At 68.3% G+C, this 20,740-nt stretch carries 21 protein-coding genes and 1 pseudogene; 4 read left to right on the top strand and 18 right to left on the bottom strand.

Annotated elements, in window-relative coordinates:
* Positions 1 to 11: 11 nt before the first annotated feature.
* The 3 genes from ABZS43_RS06150 to ABZS43_RS06140 are packed head-to-tail and all read left to right on the top strand — an operon-like array spanning position 12 to position 4,677.
* Entirely contained in the window at positions 12 to 326 is a 315-nt protein-coding gene (locus ABZS43_RS06150) for a hypothetical protein (RefSeq protein ID WP_355034731.1), read from the top strand.
* A 9-nt stretch (positions 327 to 335) separates the two neighbouring features.
* The gene (locus tag ABZS43_RS06145) at positions 336 to 3,482 is read left to right on the top strand and encodes a hypothetical protein (protein WP_355034730.1); all 3,147 of its coding nucleotides are present in this window, start codon (positions 336 to 338) and stop codon (positions 3,480 to 3,482) included.
* Positions 3,409 to 4,677: a hypothetical protein gene (locus ABZS43_RS06140; protein ID WP_355034729.1), complete on the top strand. Its 1,269-nt coding sequence runs from the start codon at positions 3,409 to 3,411 to the stop codon at positions 4,675 to 4,677. The genes ABZS43_RS06145 and ABZS43_RS06140 overlap by 74 nt, the downstream gene beginning before the upstream one ends.
* A gap of 41 nt (positions 4,678 to 4,718) precedes the next feature.
* On the opposite strand, the gene ABZS43_RS06135 is transcribed toward ABZS43_RS06140, so the two are convergent.
* The 4 genes from ABZS43_RS06135 to eccB form a co-directional block, all read right to left on the bottom strand.
* Positions 4,719 to 5,075: a YbaB/EbfC family nucleoid-associated protein gene (locus ABZS43_RS06135; protein ID WP_355034728.1), complete on the bottom strand. Its 357-nt coding sequence runs from the start codon at positions 5,073 to 5,075 to the stop codon at positions 4,719 to 4,721.
* A 37-nt stretch (positions 5,076 to 5,112) separates the two neighbouring features.
* A complete protein-coding gene (locus ABZS43_RS06130) occupies positions 5,113 to 5,580 on the bottom strand; it encodes a YbaB/EbfC family nucleoid-associated protein (RefSeq protein WP_355034727.1) in 468 nt (155 codons plus the stop codon).
* 20 nt (positions 5,581 to 5,600) lie between these two features.
* Positions 5,601 to 6,698: a hypothetical protein gene (locus ABZS43_RS06125; RefSeq protein ID WP_355034726.1), complete on the bottom strand. Its 1,098-nt coding sequence runs from the start codon at positions 6,696 to 6,698 to the stop codon at positions 5,601 to 5,603.
* Positions 6,699 to 6,845: 147 nt separating this feature from the next.
* On the bottom strand, positions 6,846 to 8,252 hold the full coding sequence (gene eccB, locus ABZS43_RS06120) for a type VII secretion protein EccB (RefSeq protein ID WP_355034725.1): 1,407 nt from the start codon (positions 8,250 to 8,252) through the stop codon (positions 6,846 to 6,848).
* 111 nt (positions 8,253 to 8,363) lie between these two features.
* Here eccB and eccE point away from each other — a divergent pair, with 111 nt between their 5' ends.
* Positions 8,364 to 10,223 carry a type VII secretion protein EccE gene (gene eccE / locus ABZS43_RS06115; protein ID WP_355034724.1) on the top strand — a complete coding sequence of 620 codons (1,860 nt, stop codon included), beginning with the start codon at positions 8,364 to 8,366 and terminating at the stop codon, positions 10,221 to 10,223.
* A 70-nt stretch (positions 10,224 to 10,293) separates the two neighbouring features.
* Here the strand turns inward: eccE and ABZS43_RS06110 are convergent, their stop codons facing one another.
* The 14 genes and pseudogenes from ABZS43_RS06110 to ABZS43_RS06045 all read right to left on the bottom strand — a co-directional run.
* The gene (locus ABZS43_RS06110; protein ID WP_355034723.1) at positions 10,294 to 10,590 is read right to left on the bottom strand and encodes a hypothetical protein; all 297 of its coding nucleotides are present in this window, start codon (positions 10,588 to 10,590) and stop codon (positions 10,294 to 10,296) included.
* A 76-nt stretch (positions 10,591 to 10,666) separates the two neighbouring features.
* Positions 10,667 to 10,990 carry a WXG100 family type VII secretion target gene (locus ABZS43_RS06105; RefSeq protein ID WP_355034722.1) on the bottom strand — a complete coding sequence of 108 codons (324 nt, stop codon included), beginning with the start codon at positions 10,988 to 10,990 and terminating at the stop codon, positions 10,667 to 10,669.
* Between the two features lie 102 nt (positions 10,991 to 11,092).
* Complete coding sequence (locus ABZS43_RS06100; protein WP_355034721.1) at positions 11,093 to 11,878, bottom strand: ESX secretion-associated protein EspG; 786 nt, start codon at positions 11,876 to 11,878, stop codon at positions 11,093 to 11,095.
* A 51-nt stretch (positions 11,879 to 11,929) separates the two neighbouring features.
* Positions 11,930 to 12,931 carry a PPE domain-containing protein gene (locus ABZS43_RS06095; RefSeq protein ID WP_355034720.1) on the bottom strand — a complete coding sequence of 334 codons (1,002 nt, stop codon included), beginning with the start codon at positions 12,929 to 12,931 and terminating at the stop codon, positions 11,930 to 11,932.
* 49 nt (positions 12,932 to 12,980) lie between these two features.
* Positions 12,981 to 13,286, bottom strand: a complete 306-nt coding sequence (locus ABZS43_RS06090) for a PE domain-containing protein (protein WP_355034719.1) — start codon at positions 13,284 to 13,286, stop codon at positions 12,981 to 12,983.
* A gap of 12 nt (positions 13,287 to 13,298) precedes the next feature.
* Positions 13,299 to 14,609 (bottom strand): hypothetical protein, encoded by a 1,311-nt coding sequence (locus tag ABZS43_RS06085; RefSeq protein WP_355034718.1) that lies wholly within the window; start codon positions 14,607 to 14,609, stop codon positions 13,299 to 13,301.
* Positions 14,606 to 14,926, bottom strand: a complete 321-nt coding sequence (locus ABZS43_RS06080; RefSeq protein ID WP_355034717.1) for a type VII secretion target — start codon at positions 14,924 to 14,926, stop codon at positions 14,606 to 14,608. Before ABZS43_RS06080 ends, ABZS43_RS06085 begins: the two co-directional genes overlap by 4 nt.
* A 249-nt stretch (positions 14,927 to 15,175) precedes the next feature.
* The gene (locus ABZS43_RS06075) at positions 15,176 to 15,460 is read right to left on the bottom strand and encodes a YbaB/EbfC family DNA-binding protein (RefSeq protein ID WP_355034716.1); all 285 of its coding nucleotides are present in this window, start codon (positions 15,458 to 15,460) and stop codon (positions 15,176 to 15,178) included.
* Positions 15,457 to 16,059, bottom strand: coding sequence for a hypothetical protein (locus ABZS43_RS06070; protein WP_355034715.1), 603 nt, complete (start codon positions 16,057 to 16,059; stop codon positions 15,457 to 15,459). Before ABZS43_RS06070 ends, ABZS43_RS06075 begins: the two co-directional genes overlap by 4 nt.
* Positions 16,052 to 16,831, bottom strand: a complete 780-nt coding sequence (locus tag ABZS43_RS06065; RefSeq protein ID WP_355034714.1) for an ESX secretion-associated protein EspG — start codon at positions 16,829 to 16,831, stop codon at positions 16,052 to 16,054. Before ABZS43_RS06065 ends, ABZS43_RS06070 begins: the two co-directional genes overlap by 8 nt.
* Entirely contained in the window at positions 16,828 to 18,420 is a 1,593-nt protein-coding gene (locus tag ABZS43_RS06060; protein ID WP_355034713.1) for a hypothetical protein, read from the bottom strand. The genes ABZS43_RS06065 and ABZS43_RS06060 overlap by 4 nt, the downstream gene beginning before the upstream one ends.
* A 40-nt stretch (positions 18,421 to 18,460) precedes the next feature.
* Complete coding sequence (locus ABZS43_RS06055; protein ID WP_355034712.1) at positions 18,461 to 19,306, bottom strand: YbaB/EbfC family nucleoid-associated protein; 846 nt, start codon at positions 19,304 to 19,306, stop codon at positions 18,461 to 18,463.
* A 21-nt stretch (positions 19,307 to 19,327) separates the two neighbouring features.
* A complete protein-coding gene (locus tag ABZS43_RS06050; protein WP_355034711.1) occupies positions 19,328 to 20,161 on the bottom strand; it encodes an ESX secretion-associated protein EspG in 834 nt (277 codons plus the stop codon).
* Positions 20,158 to 20,740: pseudogene (locus ABZS43_RS06045) on the bottom strand (hypothetical protein); the annotation flags it as partial. The gene ABZS43_RS06050 and the pseudogene ABZS43_RS06045, both read right to left, overlap by 4 nt.

Here is a 20,740-nt window from a genome sequence, read left to right as displayed (position 1 = left end):
AAACGAGTGTCATGCCGGAACAGATTGTCATCGCGCCGAGCGCGATCGAAGCCGCCGGCCTAGAACTGCACACCGCGGCTTCCATGTTCGAGAGAATCATCGATACGCTCGCGAAATCGGCCTTTTCGAACGGGTCGGAGACGTGGGGAAACGATTCGTACGGGCATCAATTCGCCGACGGATCGAACGGCTACATCAGTTCCCGCGACAACCTCGTACGCGGCGGCCGGGACATGGCGGAGACCATCACCCAGTTCGGCACGGGAATGATCGACGCGTCGATGAAGATGACCGGCACCGAATTCGGCAACGCCGCGGCGTTCTGATCCGCTCCCGTGTCCCTGTATTGGCCGCCGGACCTGCGATTCCTGACCTACGTGGTGGGATCGGTGTGGCCGGACGGCGACGAGGACCGCATGTTCGCGATGGCCCAGGCCTGGCTGGACGCCGCGGACGAACTCGACCGGCAGGTGGTTCCGGTCATCCGCGCGGCGGAGAACCTCGCACTCAGCGGGTACGCATCCGGCGCGGGCCGTGACCGAATCGCCTCGGCCCTGGACGAACTCGTCTCCGGCGAGCACTCGATCGAACAGCTGGCCGAGGACTTCCGTCGCATCGGCACGTCGACCCGGAACGCCGCGGTGACGATCGAAGAGACCAAACTCATGATCATCTTGGCGGTGACGATCCTGGCCGCGCAGATCGCAGGCGCCTGGCTGTGGCCGCCCACCGCTCCGGCGGTCGAAGCCGCCGCGATCGGCGCGACGCGCGCATCGGTCTACCGAATCGCCAACGCCGCGCTGGATGCGCTCGCCCGGATTCCGCATATCGGCGAATACCTGGTCAAGGTACTCCGATATCTCCCGCGTCTGCCGGACGAACCGGGGCGGATCGCACGCCTCGTCGCGCAACCGGTGTCATCGATGATGTCGAAAGCCACGCCCACGCTGTATCGCTCGTTGATCGATGCGGGATTCAGAGACTCCACCGCGCTCATGCTCGCCGAACTGCCGGTGAGCACGGTCGAATTCCTGATCGGGAAAGGCGTCAACAATGTGATCTGGGCGGGCGGCCTCGATCTGATGGTGCAGGAAGTCCAGATCGCGAAAGGCCATCGCGACACCATCGACGGAACGAAAATCGGCATGTCGATATCCGCCTCGGTGGTCGGTTGGTACGCGGGCGCGTTCGTCGCGACCAATCTGGAGAAATTCGGCGGCAAGCTGTTGACCGGTTGGGGCAAGGACCCCACCGCGGGTGTATGGGGTGCCGGACTTGGCATTGCGGCCGGAACTGTTCCGACCATCGCGAGCACTCTGGTCGGTGGCGGCGTGGCCTCGTTGTTCACCGGGACATTCGACCCGCGGATCGGGCTGATCGGCGCGGTGTCCAGCAATTCGATCATGGGTGCGCAGCGCGGCTACATCGGTATGCTCGGCCGGGAACCGGCGGCGACCCGGTTCGACCGGGATCCGTTGCAGGAGAACGGGTTCCAGCATTCGCTGGAGGTGCCGGGGCGGTCACGGTCGGCGTCGCCGGCTCTGAGCGAGCACAGCGGCACCTCGTCGGAGCGGTCGGGTGCGGTCGACACGCCACCATCGGCGCGGTCGAACTCGTCGAACGGGCCGGTCAAATCCTCGGCCGAGTTGCTCGAAGAGATCCGGCAGCGCGACGTCCCCGGATATCGCACCGCCCGTGCGCAGGACCGGGCCCACACCGGCGATCGCCAGCCCGACGGAGTACCGCGCGATCCCCGGGCCTTCCGCGACGCGCACATCGAGCGGCAGCGCAGCCTCGTTCGCGACCTCACCGGCACGCGGCGGGAGGTGCTGCAGGCGGAACTGGACCACGTCCGGGCGCGCGGCCGGGCCGCCGCGGCGCCAACGGATCCGGCGGCGCGCGATGCCGTGACCACCACCAGGCAGCGGCTGGACACCGCGCTGGCCGCGGACACCGCGACGCGCGCACACATCCAACACAAGTTGGCGACCGCCGATCCCGCCGAGACGAACGTCGCCGTTCGACCCGATGGCGACGACATATCGACACACAGGGATTCGACACACAGCGATCCGACCGAACAGCCGTCGCGAACCGATATCTCGGAGGACAGCCAGGTGTCGGTGAGCACAAGGTCGTCCATCGACGGCGATCGCCGCTCCGTCGACGAAATCAGCGAACACGGGATCAACGAGCGCGCCGACTCGAGCCGGCACAGCGACGCGGCGTCGCACGACGGTCCGGATGAGCGCCCCAGCGGTGTCCGGCCCACGGTGGAGGATCCGAGCGTGACCACGGTGCGCAATAAACTCACCGTGCTCGACGAGCGCATCGCAGAGCTGAAAACCGCCAACGACCTCGTCTCCCGGGCCCACATCAGGGCGGACCGGCGGGGCCTGAGCACGCTCAACGAATATCGTGCGACGGAGCGGGAAGCCCTGGCGACCGCGAAATCCAACCGGGACACCACCCGGGAAGAATTGGCCGGATTGCGCAACCGGCACGACGAGACGCCCGACGAGCGAGCCATGACCAGGGACAGGATCGCCGAACTCGAAAAGACACTGAAAATCCAGGAGAAGGAGGTGGCCGACCGGACAGCGCAATCGGCGATCACCGACCGCGAGCTGAACTCCGTACGCGGCGACCTGGACAAGGCGATGGGCAGGCAGGATCGGGCGATGGCGGCCACGCAGAAGGCCATCGGCGACGTGGACGACGCCAGCCGGACCGCGGGCGCGGCCCGCGACCAGCATCGGTCCGAACTCGACCGTCCCCTCGGCCGAAGCGAGCATCCGGCCGAGGACACCCGGCCCCCGTTCGCCGATCTGGCGCGGCTCGAACACGAAGTCCAGCAGCGCCATGCGGATTTCGAGAGAATGCGGGCCGATCGCGAGGATCTGCTGATGAAATCGGGGATCGCCGAGAAACGGCTGCAAGCGCAGCTCAGCCGGCTCGACGACAGCGTCGCGACCGAGCGGTCGTTGCTGGACGGCGGCTACATGAGCGGTAAGCCGAGACCGCGCCGATGGCCGCTGGACCACGGGATGCCGGACCCGTTCACCGCGCCGCCACCCCCGGACGAGGACTTCTGGCTGACGGGAGGAATTGATGAACAGCCACACGAGGACGACCCAGGACGACCCGGCCAACCACCCAGCCAGCCAGGACAACCGGGTCAACCACCGACCCAGCCCGGACAACCCGGCATTCCGCGAGATGATGTGGTCGGCCCGCGCCACCCCGGCGACCCCCGACGCCCCGGCGACCCGAGGCAACCCGGCGATCCGCGATTCCCCGGCGATCCACGACAACCAGGAGACCCACGACAGCCGGGTGACCCACGATTCAGCGGCGACCCGCGACAACCGGGCGACCCACGGCTCCCCGGCGACCCACGCCAACCGGGTGATCCCAGACAACCCGGCGACCCACGGTTCCCCGGCGACCCCTGGCAGCCCGGCGACCCCGACAGGCCATGACGACGAACTCCCCGCCGCCGACGACAGCCCGGATTTCTCGCTCTCGCTGTTCACCGAATTCGGCCCCGGATCGCTCACCCCCCTGACGCCCGTGGCCGCCGCGGACGACCGTGCCGATAGTCGGCGTTCGGTCGACAAACTCGCCCGCGACATCGTCGCACTGCTGATGCCCGCAGCCCCGCCGGACTGGGACCGGCTGGGTCTTGCCTTCTCGGTGACCGTCTCGATGGTTACCGCGGACGCGGTTTTCGTTCTCGGTGACGGGGAGCGCGTGCCGGTCGAGGTGCCCGCGGCGGCAGCGGAACTGGTCCAGGTGCTGCGGACTGTGACCGCCCCGCTCGAGGAGCGGATGTGGTGGCAGGTCGTGCTCCACCACGATCGGGAGGGGACCACCGAGTGCGAATTCGGTTACGGCGATCATCCGTTCCCCTCGAATCGGCTGCTGCCCGCGGCCGCCTATCGCGCCGATCTCGAGCAGTTTCCCCGCGATCGGCTGCCGGTCTGGCTGGCCGCGCGGCTCGCCGTCGATGACGGACGGCAGCGGTTACCGCGCCTGCTCGCCCTGGCCCGGCTCGACAGCGGCAGAGCCGCGCGGCCGGTCGAATTCCTCGAACCGGCCACGGTATGGGCGCGGTGGGCGACAGTGGCCGCCGCGGCTGTCGCGATCCGCACCGAATGGGGTCCGCGCATCGTCGGATCCACCGCCGTCTTCGAGGCCAGCAACGGCGGCGGCTCGACACTGCAACTGCTCCCGGCAGGGCGCGCGGTACTGTCCGGCGGTATCTGGAACGCACCCGAACTCGATGCCGCCTACAACGACGGGCTGCCGGTCCCGGAGTACTACGCGGGCATCCCGGACTGGCTCGACGGTTCGGTGCTGAACCATCGATCGCTCACCGGTCAGTTGTCGTTCTGCTACTGGTGGGACCGCGGCACATGGTCGTGCGGGGACTCACCCGCCCCGACCGGGATCGGTGCCGCGATTCCGGGACTGTGGACACCGGAGACGGTGACCGACATCGTGTGCCGGGTGCTGGGCGGGTCCGCTTCCCGCCCCGCGGTCGCCGACCTGGTGACAGCGGCCGAATCCGGCACGGTCACCAGGGATCTGGCGCTGTCCGCCTTCGATACCGACGAGGACACCGACCTGGCCGAGGCGTGGACCCAGCTCGCGCTCGCCGGAGTTACCCGCTGACGCTCGCCGGACTCACCCGCTGACGCTCGCCGGAGTCGAAGTCAACGCAGCTGATCGCGCAGCGAATCCAGCGCCGGGGCAACGCCGTCCATCGGACCGGCGCTGCGCTCGACCGCGAGCGTTGCCATCACTTCCCTTCTGCGGTCGGCTATGTCGCGTACCGCGGCGCGGGAGGCCTTGGTGACCGCCGCGGCGATCTCGTCGTATCCCAGATCGCCGATGTCGGAGGAGAACTTGACGTCGATGACGATGCCGTCGGCGTTCACGGTGACCCGCACCCGGCGGCGTTCCGCGCTCCTCGTGGACGTCAGCTGCGCGCATTCCTCCTGCAGCCGTGCCACTTCGGCGATTCTGGCCTGGAAATCGCCCATGGCACTGTCGAAGTCGTCGTCCGACATACCGAAACTCCTTTTCTCGAGGGGTTACTCGTGTGGCTCAGCGGTCCAGAATCCGATGACTGTTGCCCTCGCGCGGCACCGCGTCGCCGTACTCGGGACCGGTGGCCCCGGAACGCTCCGAGGGGGCGGTGAGCGGCGCGGGGAGCGGCCGGGGCAACTGGTCGCGCAGGGCGGCCAGTTCGCCGAACATGTCCTCCGGCTTCGGCAGACGGTCCCGCAACTCGGTGAGCGGAGCGAGCAGCTCTTGCCTCTTGCGCGCGACCTCCGCGGCCGCCGCCTGCGCGGCCCGCACGGTGGCGCGCGCGATCTGGGCGTAACCGAGATCGGCGATATCCTCGGAGTACACCGTGCGCACGACGGATCCGGAAGCGTTGACCACGACGGTGACTCGGCCGCGCTCCACCGATGCCGACGCGGTCAAGGCGTCGCGGGCCGCACGGGCTTCCATCATCCGGCCCAGCGCGTTCGTGAGGACGTCGACCACCTCTGCGGCTTCCCCGGCCACTCGCCGGTTCTCCGGTTGTATCACGACGCTGACACCTCCGCTGCCGCTTCCTCCAGCCCTTCGGATTCCACGCGCAGGTCCGCGTATCGCGACAGATAGGCGGCGACCTCCGCGGCGTCCTGCTGATCGTCGAGGTCGGGCAGCAGTACCAGAAAGCGATTCGGGTTGTACCCGTCCTCCCCCACCAACGCCACCAATTGCCCGCCGCGCAGACGCAGCACCAGCAGGGGCTGATCGTCGGCATCCACATCGGGGAATGCCGACTTCACCGCCCACTCCAGATCCGAGATGGCGATGTCGACCCACCCGATCGGTCTGCTGGAACCCATCGACGGCCACGTCGCCGGATCCACCGTCACCAGCGGCGGATCCGGCCAGGGCCGCCGCCGGTCCAGTTCGGCGGTGAGCCGCCCGAAGAAGTCCAGGATGTCGTTCGCGTCGAAACCGTCGGCAAGTTCCACCGCCGAGTCCGGCACGGTGTGCGCCGTGACCGCCCGCGTCAGCGCCGGATAGAACTCCTCCACCGTGGCCAGGTAGCTCATACGATCGATCAGATCCTCGGCCGCGTCCGCGACGATCTCGTCACCGGAGAGATCGTCCACGTAGACCATGGACGCGCACAGTTGCAGGAGCAGATGCGGCTCCTCGTCACCGGAGGCGCCGAGAGCTGCGGCCTCGGAACTCTCCCCGGCGACCGATCCGGCCGGTGACGGCACGGCGAGACGATCGAGCGAGAACGGGCGGTCCACCGCCTGCGAGGCGAACGGATTCGGGTACTCGTCACCGGTGTCCGGACGATAGCGCAGATACAGTTCGGCCTCCCCGCTGCTGAGCCCGGGTCGCTCACTGTGGCCGGACACGCCCTCGACGAAACCGACTTCCCATTCCAGTAGCGCCCGAATCTGGTCCGCCGACAATAGATCCGGTGGCATCGGCTCGTCGGTCGCGGCGAAACCCGGCTCCGCGCCCGCCGCGCTCACCAATGCGATTCGCAGGTCCGAAGGTGCTGTCGCGCACTGCCCCTCGGCGTCGAGCGCATCCGGCTCGACGACCGCGCACACCCCGCCGACGGCGACCACGATCCCGCCGTTCGCATACCTGCCCACTATTCGTGGCATAAGCCCACCTTTCACATCCGGCGCCTCGCGCCGACTCACCGGTTGATACCGAGAAAACGATGTGTCGACCACGCGTCCGGGGCACTCTCACCCGGAATACGTCCGTAGTTCATGTTCCTGTCACTGTGACGCCGAGACCGCGCGGTCTCACCGAACGGAATCGTCCGCACGGACGACGTCGCGGGCGGTCAGGGCGGACTGCCGATCCAACATGGGACCGGCGGGCAGTTGGCCGACCATCTGCCACGGCGCGAGTTTCGGCTGGGTCAACCCGAGCACAGCCGCAGTGGCGGAGTCGGGGATGCCGAACCGGACCCCGGTATCGGTGACATAGAACAAGCTGTCGCGCCGGGTGCTGTCCGGCTCGATACCGGTCACCTGTACGAATTCGCCGGTGCCGGTGGGGATGTAGGCGGAGTCGGCCGCCTCGCCCACGACCAGTTCCATCGGCTGCGCCCCGGCCGCGAGGGGCAGCCGGGTGCCTATCAGCACCTGCAACCGCGCCACCTGGTCGTGGGCGCCCCGCTCCCAGGACGCGCAGGCCACCGGCTTGGTGTCCACCGAAACGATGCCCGGTCGGACGGCGGGGAACTGGTCCACCGGCAGGGTGTGCACGATCGGCACCCCGCTGATCGCGTCCGGTGACAGTAGCGGGATCGCGGTGAGCCCCATCGAGTTCGCGGTGCGCAGTACCTCGGCGGTGAACATGGATATCTTCTGCAGGCCGTCGGCGAGCACCACGTACGGAGTCGCTCCCGTGAGCCCCTCGACCCGGATCACCGAACCGACCGCGAAACCGCCGCGCACCGCGCTCGGCGCCCCGAGATTCGGGATCGCGGGCACCGCGAGGTCGGGTGCCGCGACCGTGGCGTTGAGCAGTCCGGTCCCGATTTGTCGCGGCCGCACGTCGTGCACCTGGAGCGCGGACACGATCGCGTTGTCGCCCATCTCGATTCGCGCGTGTTTTCCCTCGTAGACGAGATAGGTCGCGCCGTCCGCGGCCACCAGCAGAGCCTCGTTCGCCGTGGCCGCGCGGACCTGCGGGCCCACCTGTGGGGTGCCGTCCAGCACAGTGGTTTTCAGACCCGCCGTCAGGTCGTCGCACAGCGTCCATTCCGAACGGTCGGTGACAGCCGGACTCGGTAGCGACGCCGGTGCGCCGGGAATGCCGAGCAGCGGACCGCGGGGCGATGCCGCGAGTTTGGCATCCTTGACCGACTTGGGCGATTCGGCGCTACCGGCTATCAATCGAGCCGACGCCAGATTCAACACCGGGTGCAGGCTGTCGTTGACCACCACGTACAGCGCGCCGCTACCCGAACCCGTGACGATCTTGGCATCGCCGACCTGCCCCTGCGGGCGCAGGAAACCCAGCACGGCACACCCGGCGGTGACCAGCAACGCCAGCACCAGCCCGGTGATCATCGACCGGAATTGAATTCGCATGGGATCGTGCAACATGCGCACATCACGACGAATCAGGGCATGCTCGAAGCGCCGCAACAAGAACCTGTAACCATTGACCTGGGCCCGGGTTGTCAATTGTGCGGGCACATCGAACTCCTTCACGTGCGAGTGAACACCGCGCGCACGAACACGCATATTCGGCCGGCTTGTGAGACGCTACCCGCGCACAGGGGTCCGCGCTGAACGGAGATACGTCGAATGAACGACAGGGATAAAACGCAAAGAAATAATCCGGCCACCACAGATATACCGCCGCTGCGCTGGGGCCCGCGGGGATTGTTCGGTCGGCTGCCGTTACCGGTGGTGCTTCCCTCGACTGCGGCGGGCGCTGCTGCGGGAACTGCGACGACGGCTTTCGGCGGACCGCTGTGGGCAACCCTCGGCACCGGTCTCGGAATTACGATGCTCAGCGCGGCCCGGACGCGCGGAACCAATATCTGGCGAATTCTCGGAATTGATGTCGCGCTGCGGTGGCGCAATTGGCGCGGCCCTGTTATCGAGCCCCGTCCCGAACCGTTCGACATCACCGTCGCGGGCTCCGGTGGCTCCCCGTGCGGAATGCGATGGGACAACGGCCACCTGATCACCATGCTGCGGGTGGACCGCACCGATATGACACCCTCCCTGCTCAGCGCCACGGAGATCCGTACCGGCGCCGCAGTATCGCTCACCGAGGTGGCGCGCTGCCTGGCGCAGTTCGATATCCGGCTGGCCGCCGTCGACGTCGTCACTCTCGGCGCACGGACCCGGGGCCCGGACGAAGTGGTCCGGTACTACGAACGGCTGCTCGGGCCGCTGCCTGCGGTGGCGACCCGAACCGTGTGGCTGGTCCTGCGATTCGACCCGTTGGACAACGCCGACGCCATCGCCAATCGCGGGGGCGGCAGGGAGGGGGTGATCCGCACGGCGCTGGTCGCTACCCAGCGTGTCACGACGCGCCTGAGCGCCAAGGGCGTCCGGATCTCCGTGCTGACCGCCGCCGAACTGGCCGCCGCCGAGGCCGAGCTGCTGCACGACACGGACCCGCGCGAGTGGACCGAGCGGCGGCGCGCGCTGCGGTGCGGTGACCTCGAACTGGCCGGCTACGCCGTCCCCCCCGAGAAATTGGACTCCGGCGCGCTGGCGGCGGTGTGGACAGTCGCGGGCACGGCCACCATGACGAGATTCCGGCTGACCCCGGCGCGCGAGCCGGATCTGTCCGGGCGGCACACCGACGAGGTGGCGCTGACCGCGCTGGTGCGCCACGACACGACCGCGGATCGGCGTCGGGACACCGACCGGAGCACCGACGAGCTGGGATTGCGGGCGCTGAACGGACGACAGCGGCGGGTACTGCTCGACGGCGGGCAGCTCCCAGCGGCCGATGCCGCCTGCGGCTCACCCTCGGCCCTGGCCCGTTTCACGGTGCCCGCGGGTGGGTGCGGCCAGGTGATCGGCGCCACCGATGACGGCTTCGGCGTGGCGATACCGCTGTTCGGTCCGACGGTCCGGCAGGTGAAGATCCTCACCAGCCTGCGACTGGCCCAGTCGACGATTCTCCGCTCGATCGCCGTCGGCGCCCGCGTGATCGTGCACAGCACGCGGCCGCACGAGTGGGAACACATGGTCCGGGTAGTCGACGCGCCGGAGATACTGTCCCTTTCATCCCAGGGCGGGGACGCGCAGCATACGGCTGCGGCCACGATGATCGTCTACGACGGGGTCAGCTCCGCCGGGCACGTCGCCGAGGGAACCGTCGTCCACATCCGTTCGGCCACGGATGCCTCTGTCACTGATTCCCCTGTCACTGATTCCCCTGCCACTGATTCCCCTGCCACGGATTTCCCTGCCACTGATTCCCCGGCCCACGACGCCGACGTCGTGCTGTGGGAGTCCCCGGACAATCCGGCCGAGCTGCGGGTAAGGACCGCGAGCGGCGAATTGACGATCGCGGCGGTGTCGATTCCCGAGGAGTCCCGCTACCTCGTCGCGGCGGAACCGGTCGCCGAGACCGCGGGCGCACCCGCGGCGGAATCCGTCGGCGAACCGGCGACGGAATCGGCATTGCAGCCCGCGTGAACCGGGGCCACCGACCGAATATGGGCCCGCCGCCCCGAGGCGGCGGGCCCATATACCGGTCCGTGGCGAGCTACCAGGTGAAGTCGTCGGCCACCTGCTGATCGGTCCGCATAGCCTTGGCCAGCGCGTCCTCGACGTGCTGCTTTCCCTTCGCCAGTACACGCAGCAGATCGTCCAGGTCGGTCATCAGGGTGTCGTGCTTCTGCCGGAATGCAGCCGAGGCGCCGCCGTCGTTACCGCTCTGCCATGCCTCGGCCAGCAGTTTGTTCGCCGCGTCGCGGGCATTGGTCTGCTCGCCGGTGAGCGTCGTGTGATAGGAACCCAGATCGGTGATCAGAGCGTTGACGCTCGTCGGGTCGTACAGCATTGTGATGTTCCGTTCTCGAATGAGTTGTGTTTCATGGATGGCGCCGACCGGTGCATCGGCGGCCGTACTCGTGCGATCAGCTGTAGCTGGTGCTCAACGTCGTGAATCCGCTCATACTTTCGTTATCCGAATTCGCGACCTGCTTCTCGCCGGTATTCAGCGCATCGGATACCAGACCGAGATCCTTGTTCACCTTGCGAATCCTTTCTTCCAGATCGATGGCGAATCGGGTGAACGCGTCGTTGGCGTCACCCATCCATCCGGATTTCGCCGCTTCGACCGAGTCACGCAAGTTGTCCACGGTCTTGTTGATGGGCGCGATGACGGCCGCGTAGGAGTTCGCGTACTTCTGGAAAGTCGCGAAATCGAGGTGCAAAGCCGATGAACTCGTTCCTGACATGGGATGTCCTCTCGAACAATGGTTGTGTGAAAAAGCCGGAGTCATGGCTCCGGACGATCGGGGAATTCACGGGTCGCGCGGTCCGGTACCGGCGGCGCCGATTCACGGCATCCATCTGCCTTCCGGCAACGCCTCGATCTGGGCCGCGACGGCATGCGCCAATCGGCGATCACTGCCCGGGGCCAGGGTGGTCCATGCTCGTCCGTCGGCGGCGACACTGCCCCCGCCGATGATCCGGCCGACCGCGGTGTCGTACACGGCGGTGGTGGCGCCGGAACGGGTGGCGCACCCGTCGCGGTGCGAGTAGCAGACCAATTCGGCGACCGAATTCGATTGCCGCAGTGCCGATCCGAGATCCATCGCGGCGGCCTCCGGCATGCCGAGGCGGAAGGCCGCCGAGGCCGGATCGGTTCCGGGTTCGTCGAGGCGCTGCTGGAGTTCGGCCGTTGGGGCGGTGAACGCGGGGATGTCGGCGGGCGCGCACGGCCCGAGTTCGGCCAGCATCGGACGAGCCAGCGCCACCGGATCCTCGTCACCCCACACCGTGCGCACCCGCACCTGCTCGCCGACGCGAACCGCGACCGCGTGGTCGGTTCCCCGGCGGACCAAACACATCCGGCGCAGCGTGCCGTCGCGCCGAATGCGCAGGACCAGTTGCCGATCGGGCCTGGCCAGCGCGAACAAGGCCGCGGCGAGTTCGTCGTCGAGCACGGCGCCGTCGTCGTCGAGCACCCCTCGCGCGCGCAGATCCCGCAACGAGGTGGTCCGGTCGGCGGCCGACCGGGCCCGGTCGGCGGTGTGTGGCCGCAGCGCGAGCACCGCCGGGAGCGTCTGCACGCCGAGCGCGTCCGCTACCGCCAGCACACTGTCGCTGGTCAACGTCGTCATTCGGCACTCCTGCCGCGCCACATCGGTGGCCGAAGTATGAACCGCACGTGATCAGTCCTGTCCCGCGGCGGCCACCGGCGCAGCGGGCCTGCTGTCCGCGGTGACACCAAGAACCGCAGGCGCGGTGACGAATCCGGTGTCGACCACGATCCGGCCACTGATGTCGCCCGCGTCGGCGCCGAGGGCACGGGCAGCGGGAGGACGCGGTTCGGGCTCGGCGACGGGGGCAGGCAGAATCGGCGGCGGGGCAGGCGGCGTCGCCACCGCCACGGGCGGCGCCGCGACCACGCTCTGCGCGATGTTCACCGCGAACGGCGGCACCGGTGTCACCACCAACGATTCGCCGCCGACGGTGACAGTCGGCTGCGGCGCGATATCCGGCAGGACGAGGTCGACCGCGTGCGGCAGTTGCAGCGCGGGTTGCTGCACCACCGGCGTGTTCGCGGACAGGTCGCGGGCGGGTGGCGCTGACTGCTCGGCGAGCAGGGCTGCGCCCGCCGAGACCTCCGGTGCCTGGTCGTGCTGCCACGGCGCGGCCAGCGTCGCACTGGCCGCCTCATAGGTGCGCATCACCTGCGCGGCCTGTTCGCGCAACGCCTCCAGTTGGAGTTCGACGGTGTCGAGCAGACCGGCCAACGGCGCGCCGAGCAGGCTACCGCGCACCATGTCCTCCACTGTGTGCGCGGCCTGCGCCACCTCGGTCACATGCGGCATCGTGACCCGAGCGATCTCATAGGATGCCGCCTGCTGCGCGGCGGTCGCGGCGTTGTCCCTGGCCGCGGTCGAGGTGTCCTCCAGCCAATCCGCCAGCCGGGCCAGTTGCGCCAGCCCGTCCTCGTTGGAATGCGAGCCCCATGCCTCACCGATGACCGCGAGCACGGCGCGAAATTCCGCGGCGGCCCCGCCCAGTCCCGCGGCGAGCGCCGTGTAGGCCAGCCCGGCCTCGGCCATCGGGCCAGGGCCGGGTCCGCTGGTCAACTCGTGCGCGAGTTGTTCGGCCGGGACAGCGTCCCATATGGTGCCGGTGAAACCGGCTTCCGGTGATTCGACCATCGCGTCAAACCTCGCTCTCGGTGTCGGCCCACCCGCGCCGGATGCGCGGCTACATCAGGGGGCGGAACAACTCGACAGCGTCGCCGTCGGCGTTCTCGTGCAGGTCGGCGTGCGAACGCAGGTTCGCGGCGACTTTGCGCAGTTCTCCGACGCCGCCCAGATACGCGTCGAGGAAGGAGTCGCCGACCGCGCCGAGTGTCTGCGCGGACTGCACCGACACCGGGTCCTGCGCGGCGGCCCGGGGGCGCAGCGCGGCGGTCGCGCCGCCGAGGTCGCCTTCCAGGCTGTCGGCCAATGTGTCGAGCCGACCGGCTGCCAGCCGGGCCAGTTCGTGGTCGAATGCTATGCGGCTCATGGCTGTTCTCCTCTACGGGTGGAGCGGGGTTTCGGGGTCACCGGTCACGGCGCCGCCGATGACCGGTGCGGTCGTGTCGTCGAGTCCGCTCCCGACGAGTTCGTCGCCGTAGCGGACATCGACCGGGAGAGCGGAGGTGTACGCGGTCGAACGGAGGCGGCCGTCGCCGATCGGCCCGGCCGCCGGAACCATGGGTGACATCGTCTCGTCGGCCACGATCGTGATCGCGGTGGGAGCTGTCACGAGTTCGACCGGACCGGGTACCGATTCGACGATGTTCCCGGCCTGCCATCGGCCGAGCGGTGCGGCGGCCGGGCCGGTCGGCGCGCCGCCGGATCCGGTCGTCGCCGCCGTGCCGGAGACACCGGCGTGGACCGGGACCATCGGCGGCAACGGCAGACCGCCGAGACCCGCATGCGTCGGGAAGGCGGCCGAGGCGTCGTGCCCGAGCTGTTGCGCGACCGACGCCAGCGGCTGCACCACCTGCCACAACTCCGAAAGCAGGCGCGCCAGCTCCGGCACGGTATGGCTACCCGTGGCAGCGGATGCCGGTCCTGGTTCGACACCCCCGAGCGAGGCCGTCACGGGCTGCGCCGTCGCACGAAGTGCCCGGGAGCTCGGCAGATGCGCGGTCTGCACCCGAGTACCCGCCTCGTCCATCTGCGCCTGGTGCGCGGCGAGCTCGGCCTTGGTCTGCGCGGTGATGGCGACCGCCTCCGAACCGGCCTCCACCGCGGAGGCCAGCAGCGCGGCCTGCCCGGGCGGGGTGACCAAGGTCGGCCCCAACCCCGCGGCGGTCAGCGCGAATCGTGCTGCCACCGAAGCCAATCGGGCATACCCGACGGCAACTGTCGAGGCCGCAGCGCCCAGTGTCAGATGTATCTGCGCGCCCTGTGTCGAAATCGCCGCCGAGGCGACCTGAGTGAGCGCTCCCGTGCCGGCCGCCGCCACCGCGCCCGCGCTCTGCATCGTCTGCAACAGTTGGATGCCCTGGGCCGCCCACTGCATCGCGGTTTCGACCGCCCGGAGCACATTCTGCAGCAGTACCTGCGGATTGAGCGTCCCGCCGTTGTTCAGGTTCCCGTCACCGAACCCGCTGAACAGATCGGTGATCGGCTTGGCGAGCGCGACGGGGTCGAGCGGCGGCAACGCGGGCAGCCCCGGCAGCGGCGGCAGGGCCACGGGCTGGGGCAACCCTGGCAGTCCCATTCCCGCCAGCACCTGCTCGACCGGCAGCCCGAGCAGCGGTGCGACGGGGTTGTCGCGCAACGCGTCCAGGACGGTGGGATGCACCGAGCCCCCGGGCGATTCGGCGGGGGTCATCGCTCGCTGTCGGCCGATGGGGTGAAAGTCTGCGCGCTGGCCTGCTCGGTCAGTTCGAATGCCTGGGCGGCCGCGTGGGAGGTGACCGCGGTGGTGGCGAAGGATTCGACCAGTTCGGCCAGCGCCGCGAAGTGGTTGACCTGTGCGCAGGCGAAACTGGCCAGGAACTCCTGGCCGATCAACCCGAAAACGGGAACTGCGGCGGCGATGGCCGCGGTGATATCGGCGGCACCGGCGGCGGCGACCGTCGCGGCCATTCCCTCGGAAATCTCACCGTATTGCCGGAATGTTTGCGGTTGCACATTGAGAACGTCCATCGCGGCACCCTCCTGGGCTGATCTGCGAACTCGATACCTATGCGGTTCAGTCAGAAATGTAATGAGCTCGACGGGTTCGGCAAGCTCTGCGCGAGCCGCGGCTCCTACTGTTCACCTTGCCGTCGATTGCGCTGCTCAGGGTGCCCGCGGAGGTAGTTCGTGCTACGCAGCGAAAACGGCGCACCGCCGATATCGGTGCACCGTCGCGATTTTCGGTACCGGGTGCCTGCCGCAGGTCCGGCTGTTCACCTATCCGTTGAATTCCTCGATCCGGCTGCCGCGCATATCCAGTGCCCGCCGCGCCGCCGCGGCGGCCGTTTCGACCACGGCGCACTCGAATTCGGCCGGGGAAATCAGTGAAATCCCCTCGGACAATCGCAGGCCGATCAGGCGGGCGGATCCGTCGACGGTCGCCGTGATCGTCGCGTCGTCATTCGTATGCTCGACCCGGATCACGGCGAGATCGTCGACGAGCCCGCGAATCCGATCCACCTGTGCCCTGGCAGCGGCTTCGAGCGTGTCGAAGTCGGTCACCACGGGTCCGCATCTTCGAGCCAACTGCGCGGTTCGTACTCGCGTTCGGCCTCGTCCGCGATCTCGGACCGTTCCACCGTCTCCCGATCGGGTAGCCCCAGTCGGTTCAGCGTCTGTTCCGACAGTCCGAGCCCGCTCAGGTAGCCACGGCGTTGCAGTCCGGCACGGCTGGCGGCCAGCCTGCACAGCCGCAGCAGGTCTGCCGCGAGATCGTCCGGGTCACGCCGCAATTGCTCGGATGTGACCCGGACCGCGAGCGGGAGACCGGAATCGGTGGCGCTCACCACGATATCGCCCCCGCGCGAGGACGCTTCACCCACCGAGTAGGTGGCGAATGTCGAATTCTGCTGTGCCGCAGCGTGTTCACTACCGGCATCGAGTGGGCTCGTGCCACCGTGGCCATCCCGCGGCACCGAGTCGGAGGCAGCGCCTTCGTCCACGGCGCCTTCGTCCACGGCGCTGTCGTCCACGGCGCTGTCGTACACCGCGCTGTCGTACACCGCGCCTTCGTACACCGCGCTGTCGTGGATCGCGCTGCCGGATGTCGCGTCCAGCGATCGGAAAGTGTCATCGATGCGACGTCGGTACCGATCAGCCACTGCGCTCGTCCTCCAGAGTTTGCATCACCTTGGTGATTTCGGCGGTGATCATGGCAGCGAGCCGTTTCTCGTCGATCGCTCTGGCGATCGACGGCGCGGTTCCGATCACCGCGTAGCGGCCGTCTCCAGCCAGATCGCACCAGTCGATCCGATACGACGTGACGCCGCGCGGCCCGAATATCGAACTGCCCTGGTGAATTTCGATCACGCCCACGCGGTCCGCCGAGCGCGACATCCACGCCGCGCTGCACCGGTCGGCTTCGGAATAGCTCTCCCGCACCGGTGACCGACCGTAGTGGTGATCGGTCCCGGAGTCGTCGGTCACCAGCGGGGTGTCCGGGAGTCGCCCCGGCTCCCGGACGGGCAGCGCACCGGCCACCGCCGCGGCGAGCCAATCCGCGTCCCCCATGCTGACGACGAATCCGGCGCTGTGCCAGATGGTTTCGCCGGGCAGCTGATCGATCAGGGCGGCCACCGCACCTCGGCGTCCACCCAGCATCCGTATCGGACTGTCGCGAACCCGCGGGTCGCGCGGGTCGATGGCTTGGACGCAGACCCGGACCTCGGCCTCGGCGACCCGGGCGAGCGCATCGTGCAGGGCACCGTCGTCGCGGGCGCGGATCCCGCCCCTGGCCTCGGCGGCCAATCTCGCCCAGTCCTCGGCGTTCTCGCCGCGATACTGCGCGAACAACGGCGCGGGCAGCCGGTCCTTGAACAGATCGTCCCACAGCACGATCAGCTCGACATCGGTGAGATTCCAGGTGCGGCTCACCTGTCCAGCACCGGCTTCACACCGCGCCCCGGCCCGCCGAGCGCCTCGGCGAGGTACTCGCCCGAGTTCAGGTATTCGGACTTCTTGCGTTCCTTCTCCTCGTTCTTCGTCGCACCCGGCACGCCACCGAGCGGGAATCCTGATCCACGCCCGTTGCCCGGCCCGGCCCGGCCCACCGGTTCCCCTTCCGGCGAGAGAACGGCGCGGGGAAACAGTTTCGACTTCTCGACCAGTCCCCTGGGTCCCGCGCTCGGTCCGCCGGACCCGCTCTTGACACTGAACCCGCCCCGACCCGACGAGCCGCCGCCACTGCCGCCGGACAACACCGGGCTGTGCAGCACCGTCGGCGGATCGTTCGACGGCCCGGTCGACAGTTCGGTCGGCGACTCCGGAGGCGACAGCACCTGGTTCTCCGGTCCCGGCAGGCCAGATGCCGGATCCGAGCCTGCGGGCTGGTTCTCACCGGACGGTGTGTACCCTCCGGTCGGATCGTTGCCGCCGCCTTCGGGATCGAACCCGTTCGGCGTGTTCAGGCTCGTGCCCTCTGGATCGCGGACCGACCCGTAGGCGACCGGGGCGCCCGAGGGACCACCGTCGAGAGTGTTCCCCCCGATATCCATGCCTGGAACCGGCGCTTCGTCCGGCTGCGGCAATGACACGACGTGCTCGGTGGCGTGCGTGAAATTCTCGGCGTAGTAGGTCTGGAAGTTCGCCTGGTATCGAAGCAGGTCGGTCTGGTTTCTGGTCTGCTGCGCGACGGTGGTGGCGGTGGGCGGCTCCGGCGTCGACGGCATTCCGTTCTTGGTCTGCTGCAGCCAGCCGGAGGTGTAGACCAACAAGTCGCCGAGCAGGTTCATATCACCGGTCAGCTGTCGGGAGGCGCCCACATACTGTTGGGTCGCCAGAATCGCCGACTGCGAGCCCTGGCCCACCCAGTCGGCGGTCACCGCCGAAATGCTCGACCGCAGCGTACGGAAACCGGTGTCCAGGGTCTGCGACAGCCAGTACCAGACCCCCGCCGCATTGGCGACGGCCTGCGAGTCGATCGACTCGCCGATCGTGTACAGCGTCTCCCATCCGAGCTGGGCGCCCATCTCGGGCCCGAAAGAGAAACTGTCGTAAGAACTCCCGGTGTTCGGCTTCCGTGGATGGGTCGGGATCGGAACCGGCTCGGGTGCGCCCGGCGGCGGTGTGCCCGTCGGGTTGTCGAAGGAGATCTCCTGGAAACGCGTCGTCGAATCGTGCTCGGTGGCCTGATACTTCTTACCCGCCTCGACAAAGGTGTTGCCCATGTTGGTGAGGATGTTGCGGTGCCGATCCATGCGCTCTTCGAACTCGGTGGCGATTTTCTGGATGAACACCGTGCGCAGCAGTTCGGCCGACACCAGCGGCACGGCGATGACCGGCCCCGCCGCGGCGAAGTTCTGCTGCACCCAGCTGTGCACCCCCACGACGACGCCGAGCATGTCCTCGACGTGCCCGGCGCACTTCTCGGCCGTTCCCGGCTCGAGCATCAACTCCCCGTTGCCCACCGCGGTGGGCAGATCCGCCCAGACAGTGTTGTCCGAGACATCCGGATCAAGTGCCATGTCCACACTCCCACGTGCTGATTGTCGAACTTCGGCGCGGTCAGCGCAGTTGGTCGCGAAATCGTCCGAGATCGGCCAGCGTCGCGCTCGCGCCCGGATAGCGCGGCCGCTCGCCGGTGATCGGCGTGAACAGCGCGGTGACCATACGCGCGACCTCCCGCACCGCCGCATGCGATGCCGCCGTGATCGCGTCGGCGATCTCGTCGTAGTCGAGATCCCCGATCGCCGGGGAGAACTCGAGGTCGATCATGACGCCGTCGGCGTTCACCGCGACCATGACCCGGCGCCCGCGTGCCGCGCCGGTCGTGTAGAGCCCGGCACGCCGGCTCTGGAGTCGGATGATCTCGGCGGTCGGGTCGCCGTCGCCGCTGCCCGGCGCGTCCGGTCCCGGCTCGACCGGCACCTCGCTCGGCGGCGGCGCGTCCAACGGCCCCGCGACATCGTCACCGAAGGCCGGGACGCGCTCGCGGGGCGGGGTCAGCAGCGCGGGCGGTGGCGGTGGGATCTCGTCGGACACCGCCGCCCGGTCGGGAGTACGCGCGTCGAGAAAGTCCGACAGTTTCGGCAGTCGCGCCAGCGCCGTCCGCAGCGGCGTGAGCAGCTCGTCGGATTTGTCCTTCGCCGCGTTCGCCGCCTGCTGGGCGGCACGCACGGTAGCCGTGGCGATCCGGTGGTAACCGAGATTCTCGACGCCATCGCCGAAGACGACTTCGGCCACGGCACCGGATGCGTCGGCGATCACGACGATTCGCCCGTTCTCGGCCGATCCCGATGCCGTCAGCCGCCGGTGGCCGCGCTGCGCGTCGGCCAATCCGGTGACGATCTGCGCGACATCGTCGAGCACCTGGGCCACCTCGATTCGCAGACGATCATTCGACCCGGTCACGACTGGTCCTCGCGTTTCGTGTCAACGGCCGTCATCGAAGACGCTTTCCCTGATGACCCCTCGGCGCGACTCGTCCGCACCGACCAGGAGCAGCTCACCGCAGTGCCGGTCGATGAGTTTGCCCAATGCGTCGGCGTCGGTCGCGACGGCGGCTATCGGCGGTTCGAGGTCGACGACATAGCGGCCGTCGTCGGGGTGGTCCTCCCAGAAGATGTACTTGGTGACCTGTCCACTCGGGCCGAAAGCGGAGCGGCCCTGGGTGATCACGATCCGGCCGACGGTCGATTTCGGGGCGGCCTGCCACATCCGGCTGCGGATGTCGACATCGCGATCGTCGTCCCCGTCGAAGTAGGAACTGCGACCGTGCCAGTGATCGAACGAGTCCTGTTTGTCGGTGCTCAGCAGTTCCACCCTGGGTTGGGAACCGGCATCCATCGGCGGCAGTCTGTCGACTATCGAACGGGAAAGCGAAGCGGCGTCGCACTCGGTGATCTCGATCTCGTCGTGACTTTCCGGTGACGACCCGACGAACCCTTCGATCAGCACGCCACGTTCGCCGAAACGCTTGCCCACCATCACTTTACGGTCGGCGAAACCATTCGTCGCACCCTTGTCCTCGGCGTGGGCGACCATCCGTATGTCGGCGTTGAGCGACTTCACCAGTACATCGGCCAGCGCCGGATCCCATTCGGCTTGCAGTTCACCCCACACCCGAGCCTTCGCGAACTCGAAATCGTAGTAGCCGCGAATATCGGAGATATAGCTGAACGGCCAATTCTGTCTGCGGCCGACGAGACGCTCGCGCATCACCAGGTATTGCAGACCGGTCAACCGCCAGCTACGTTTCCCTGTCACATTCCCTCCTGCGTGAGCTTGGGCGCCACGGGCGACATCGGAACGACGATCGGCTCGGTGCGGGGCATGGCGTTTGTGAAGTCCTCGATGGTTCCCGGCTGGTGACTTCCGGCCCGGCCGGGCGATTCGGGCTGTTCCCGCGGCTCCTCATTCGGGGGCGGGAAAAGTTCGAGCGACAGTTCGAGCGGTCCGGTCGCGCCGAGGGTGGAGAACTTGTCCCCGATCCGTTTCACTTCCGACCCGATGCGGTTCGAGGCTTCGTCGATCGCCTGTTTCACGGTCATCGTGCCGTCCACGACGGCCTTGGCCAACGCCTGCAGCCCCGGACCGAGTTGCGCGGCCAGCTCGTTGCCCAGCTTTTCCAGCAGCGGCAGCCCCGAGGTGATGAGCTGCAATACCTCGGAGAAGAGGCTCAGCAGGTCCTGGCCGGTCATCGCGCCACTGGCACCGCCGGTACCGAAACCCGTGCTACCCGGATCGTGTGCGTTCGGGCCGCCGGTGGGTGATGTGGAGCCTGTTGAACCGCCGTTGCCTTTGCCGTTGCCGTTGCCGCTGCCTTTGCCGTTGCCGTCGCCGGTG

It is taken from the genome of Nocardia sp. NPDC005366 (assembly GCF_040606855.1).
Taxonomy (GTDB): domain Bacteria; phylum Actinomycetota; class Actinomycetes; order Mycobacteriales; family Mycobacteriaceae; genus Nocardia.
Note: the sequence above shows the minus strand (reverse complement) of the source record. Positions and strands in the feature narration are given on the sequence as shown.

Excerpts from the sequence above, each read along its gene's own strand:
- ABZS43_RS06110 (WP_355034723.1), bottom strand. The coding sequence starts at position 10,590 with ATGCTGTACGACCCGACGAGCGTCAACGCTCTGATCACCGATCTGGGT.
- ABZS43_RS06085 (WP_355034718.1), bottom strand. The coding sequence starts at position 14,609 with ATGACCCCCGCCGAATCGCCCGGGGGCTCGGTGCATCCCACCGTCCTG.
- ABZS43_RS06080 (WP_355034717.1), bottom strand. The coding sequence starts at position 14,926 with ATGGACGTTCTCAATGTGCAACCGCAAACATTCCGGCAATACGGTGAG.
- ABZS43_RS06125 (WP_355034726.1), bottom strand. The coding sequence starts at position 6,698 with ATGCCACGAATAGTGGGCAGGTATGCGAACGGCGGGATCGTGGTCGCC.
- ABZS43_RS06090 (WP_355034719.1), bottom strand. The coding sequence starts at position 13,286 with ATGAGCCGCATAGCATTCGACCACGAACTGGCCCGGCTGGCAGCCGGT.
- ABZS43_RS06105 (WP_355034722.1), bottom strand. The coding sequence starts at position 10,990 with ATGTCAGGAACGAGTTCATCGGCTTTGCACCTCGATTTCGCGACTTTC.
- ABZS43_RS06100 (WP_355034721.1), bottom strand. The coding sequence starts at position 11,878 with ATGACGACGTTGACCAGCGACAGTGTGCTGGCGGTAGCGGACGCGCTC.
- ABZS43_RS06060 (WP_355034713.1), bottom strand. The coding sequence starts at position 18,420 with ATGGCACTTGATCCGGATGTCTCGGACAACACTGTCTGGGCGGATCTG.
- ABZS43_RS06135 (WP_355034728.1), bottom strand. The coding sequence starts at position 5,075 with ATGTCGGACGACGACTTCGACAGTGCCATGGGCGATTTCCAGGCCAGA.
- ABZS43_RS06150 (WP_355034731.1), top strand. The coding sequence starts at position 12 with ATGCCGGAACAGATTGTCATCGCGCCGAGCGCGATCGAAGCCGCCGGC.
- ABZS43_RS06095 (WP_355034720.1), bottom strand. The coding sequence starts at position 12,931 with ATGGTCGAATCACCGGAAGCCGGTTTCACCGGCACCATATGGGACGCT.
- eccE (WP_355034724.1), top strand. The coding sequence starts at position 8,364 with ATGAACGACAGGGATAAAACGCAAAGAAATAATCCGGCCACCACAGAT.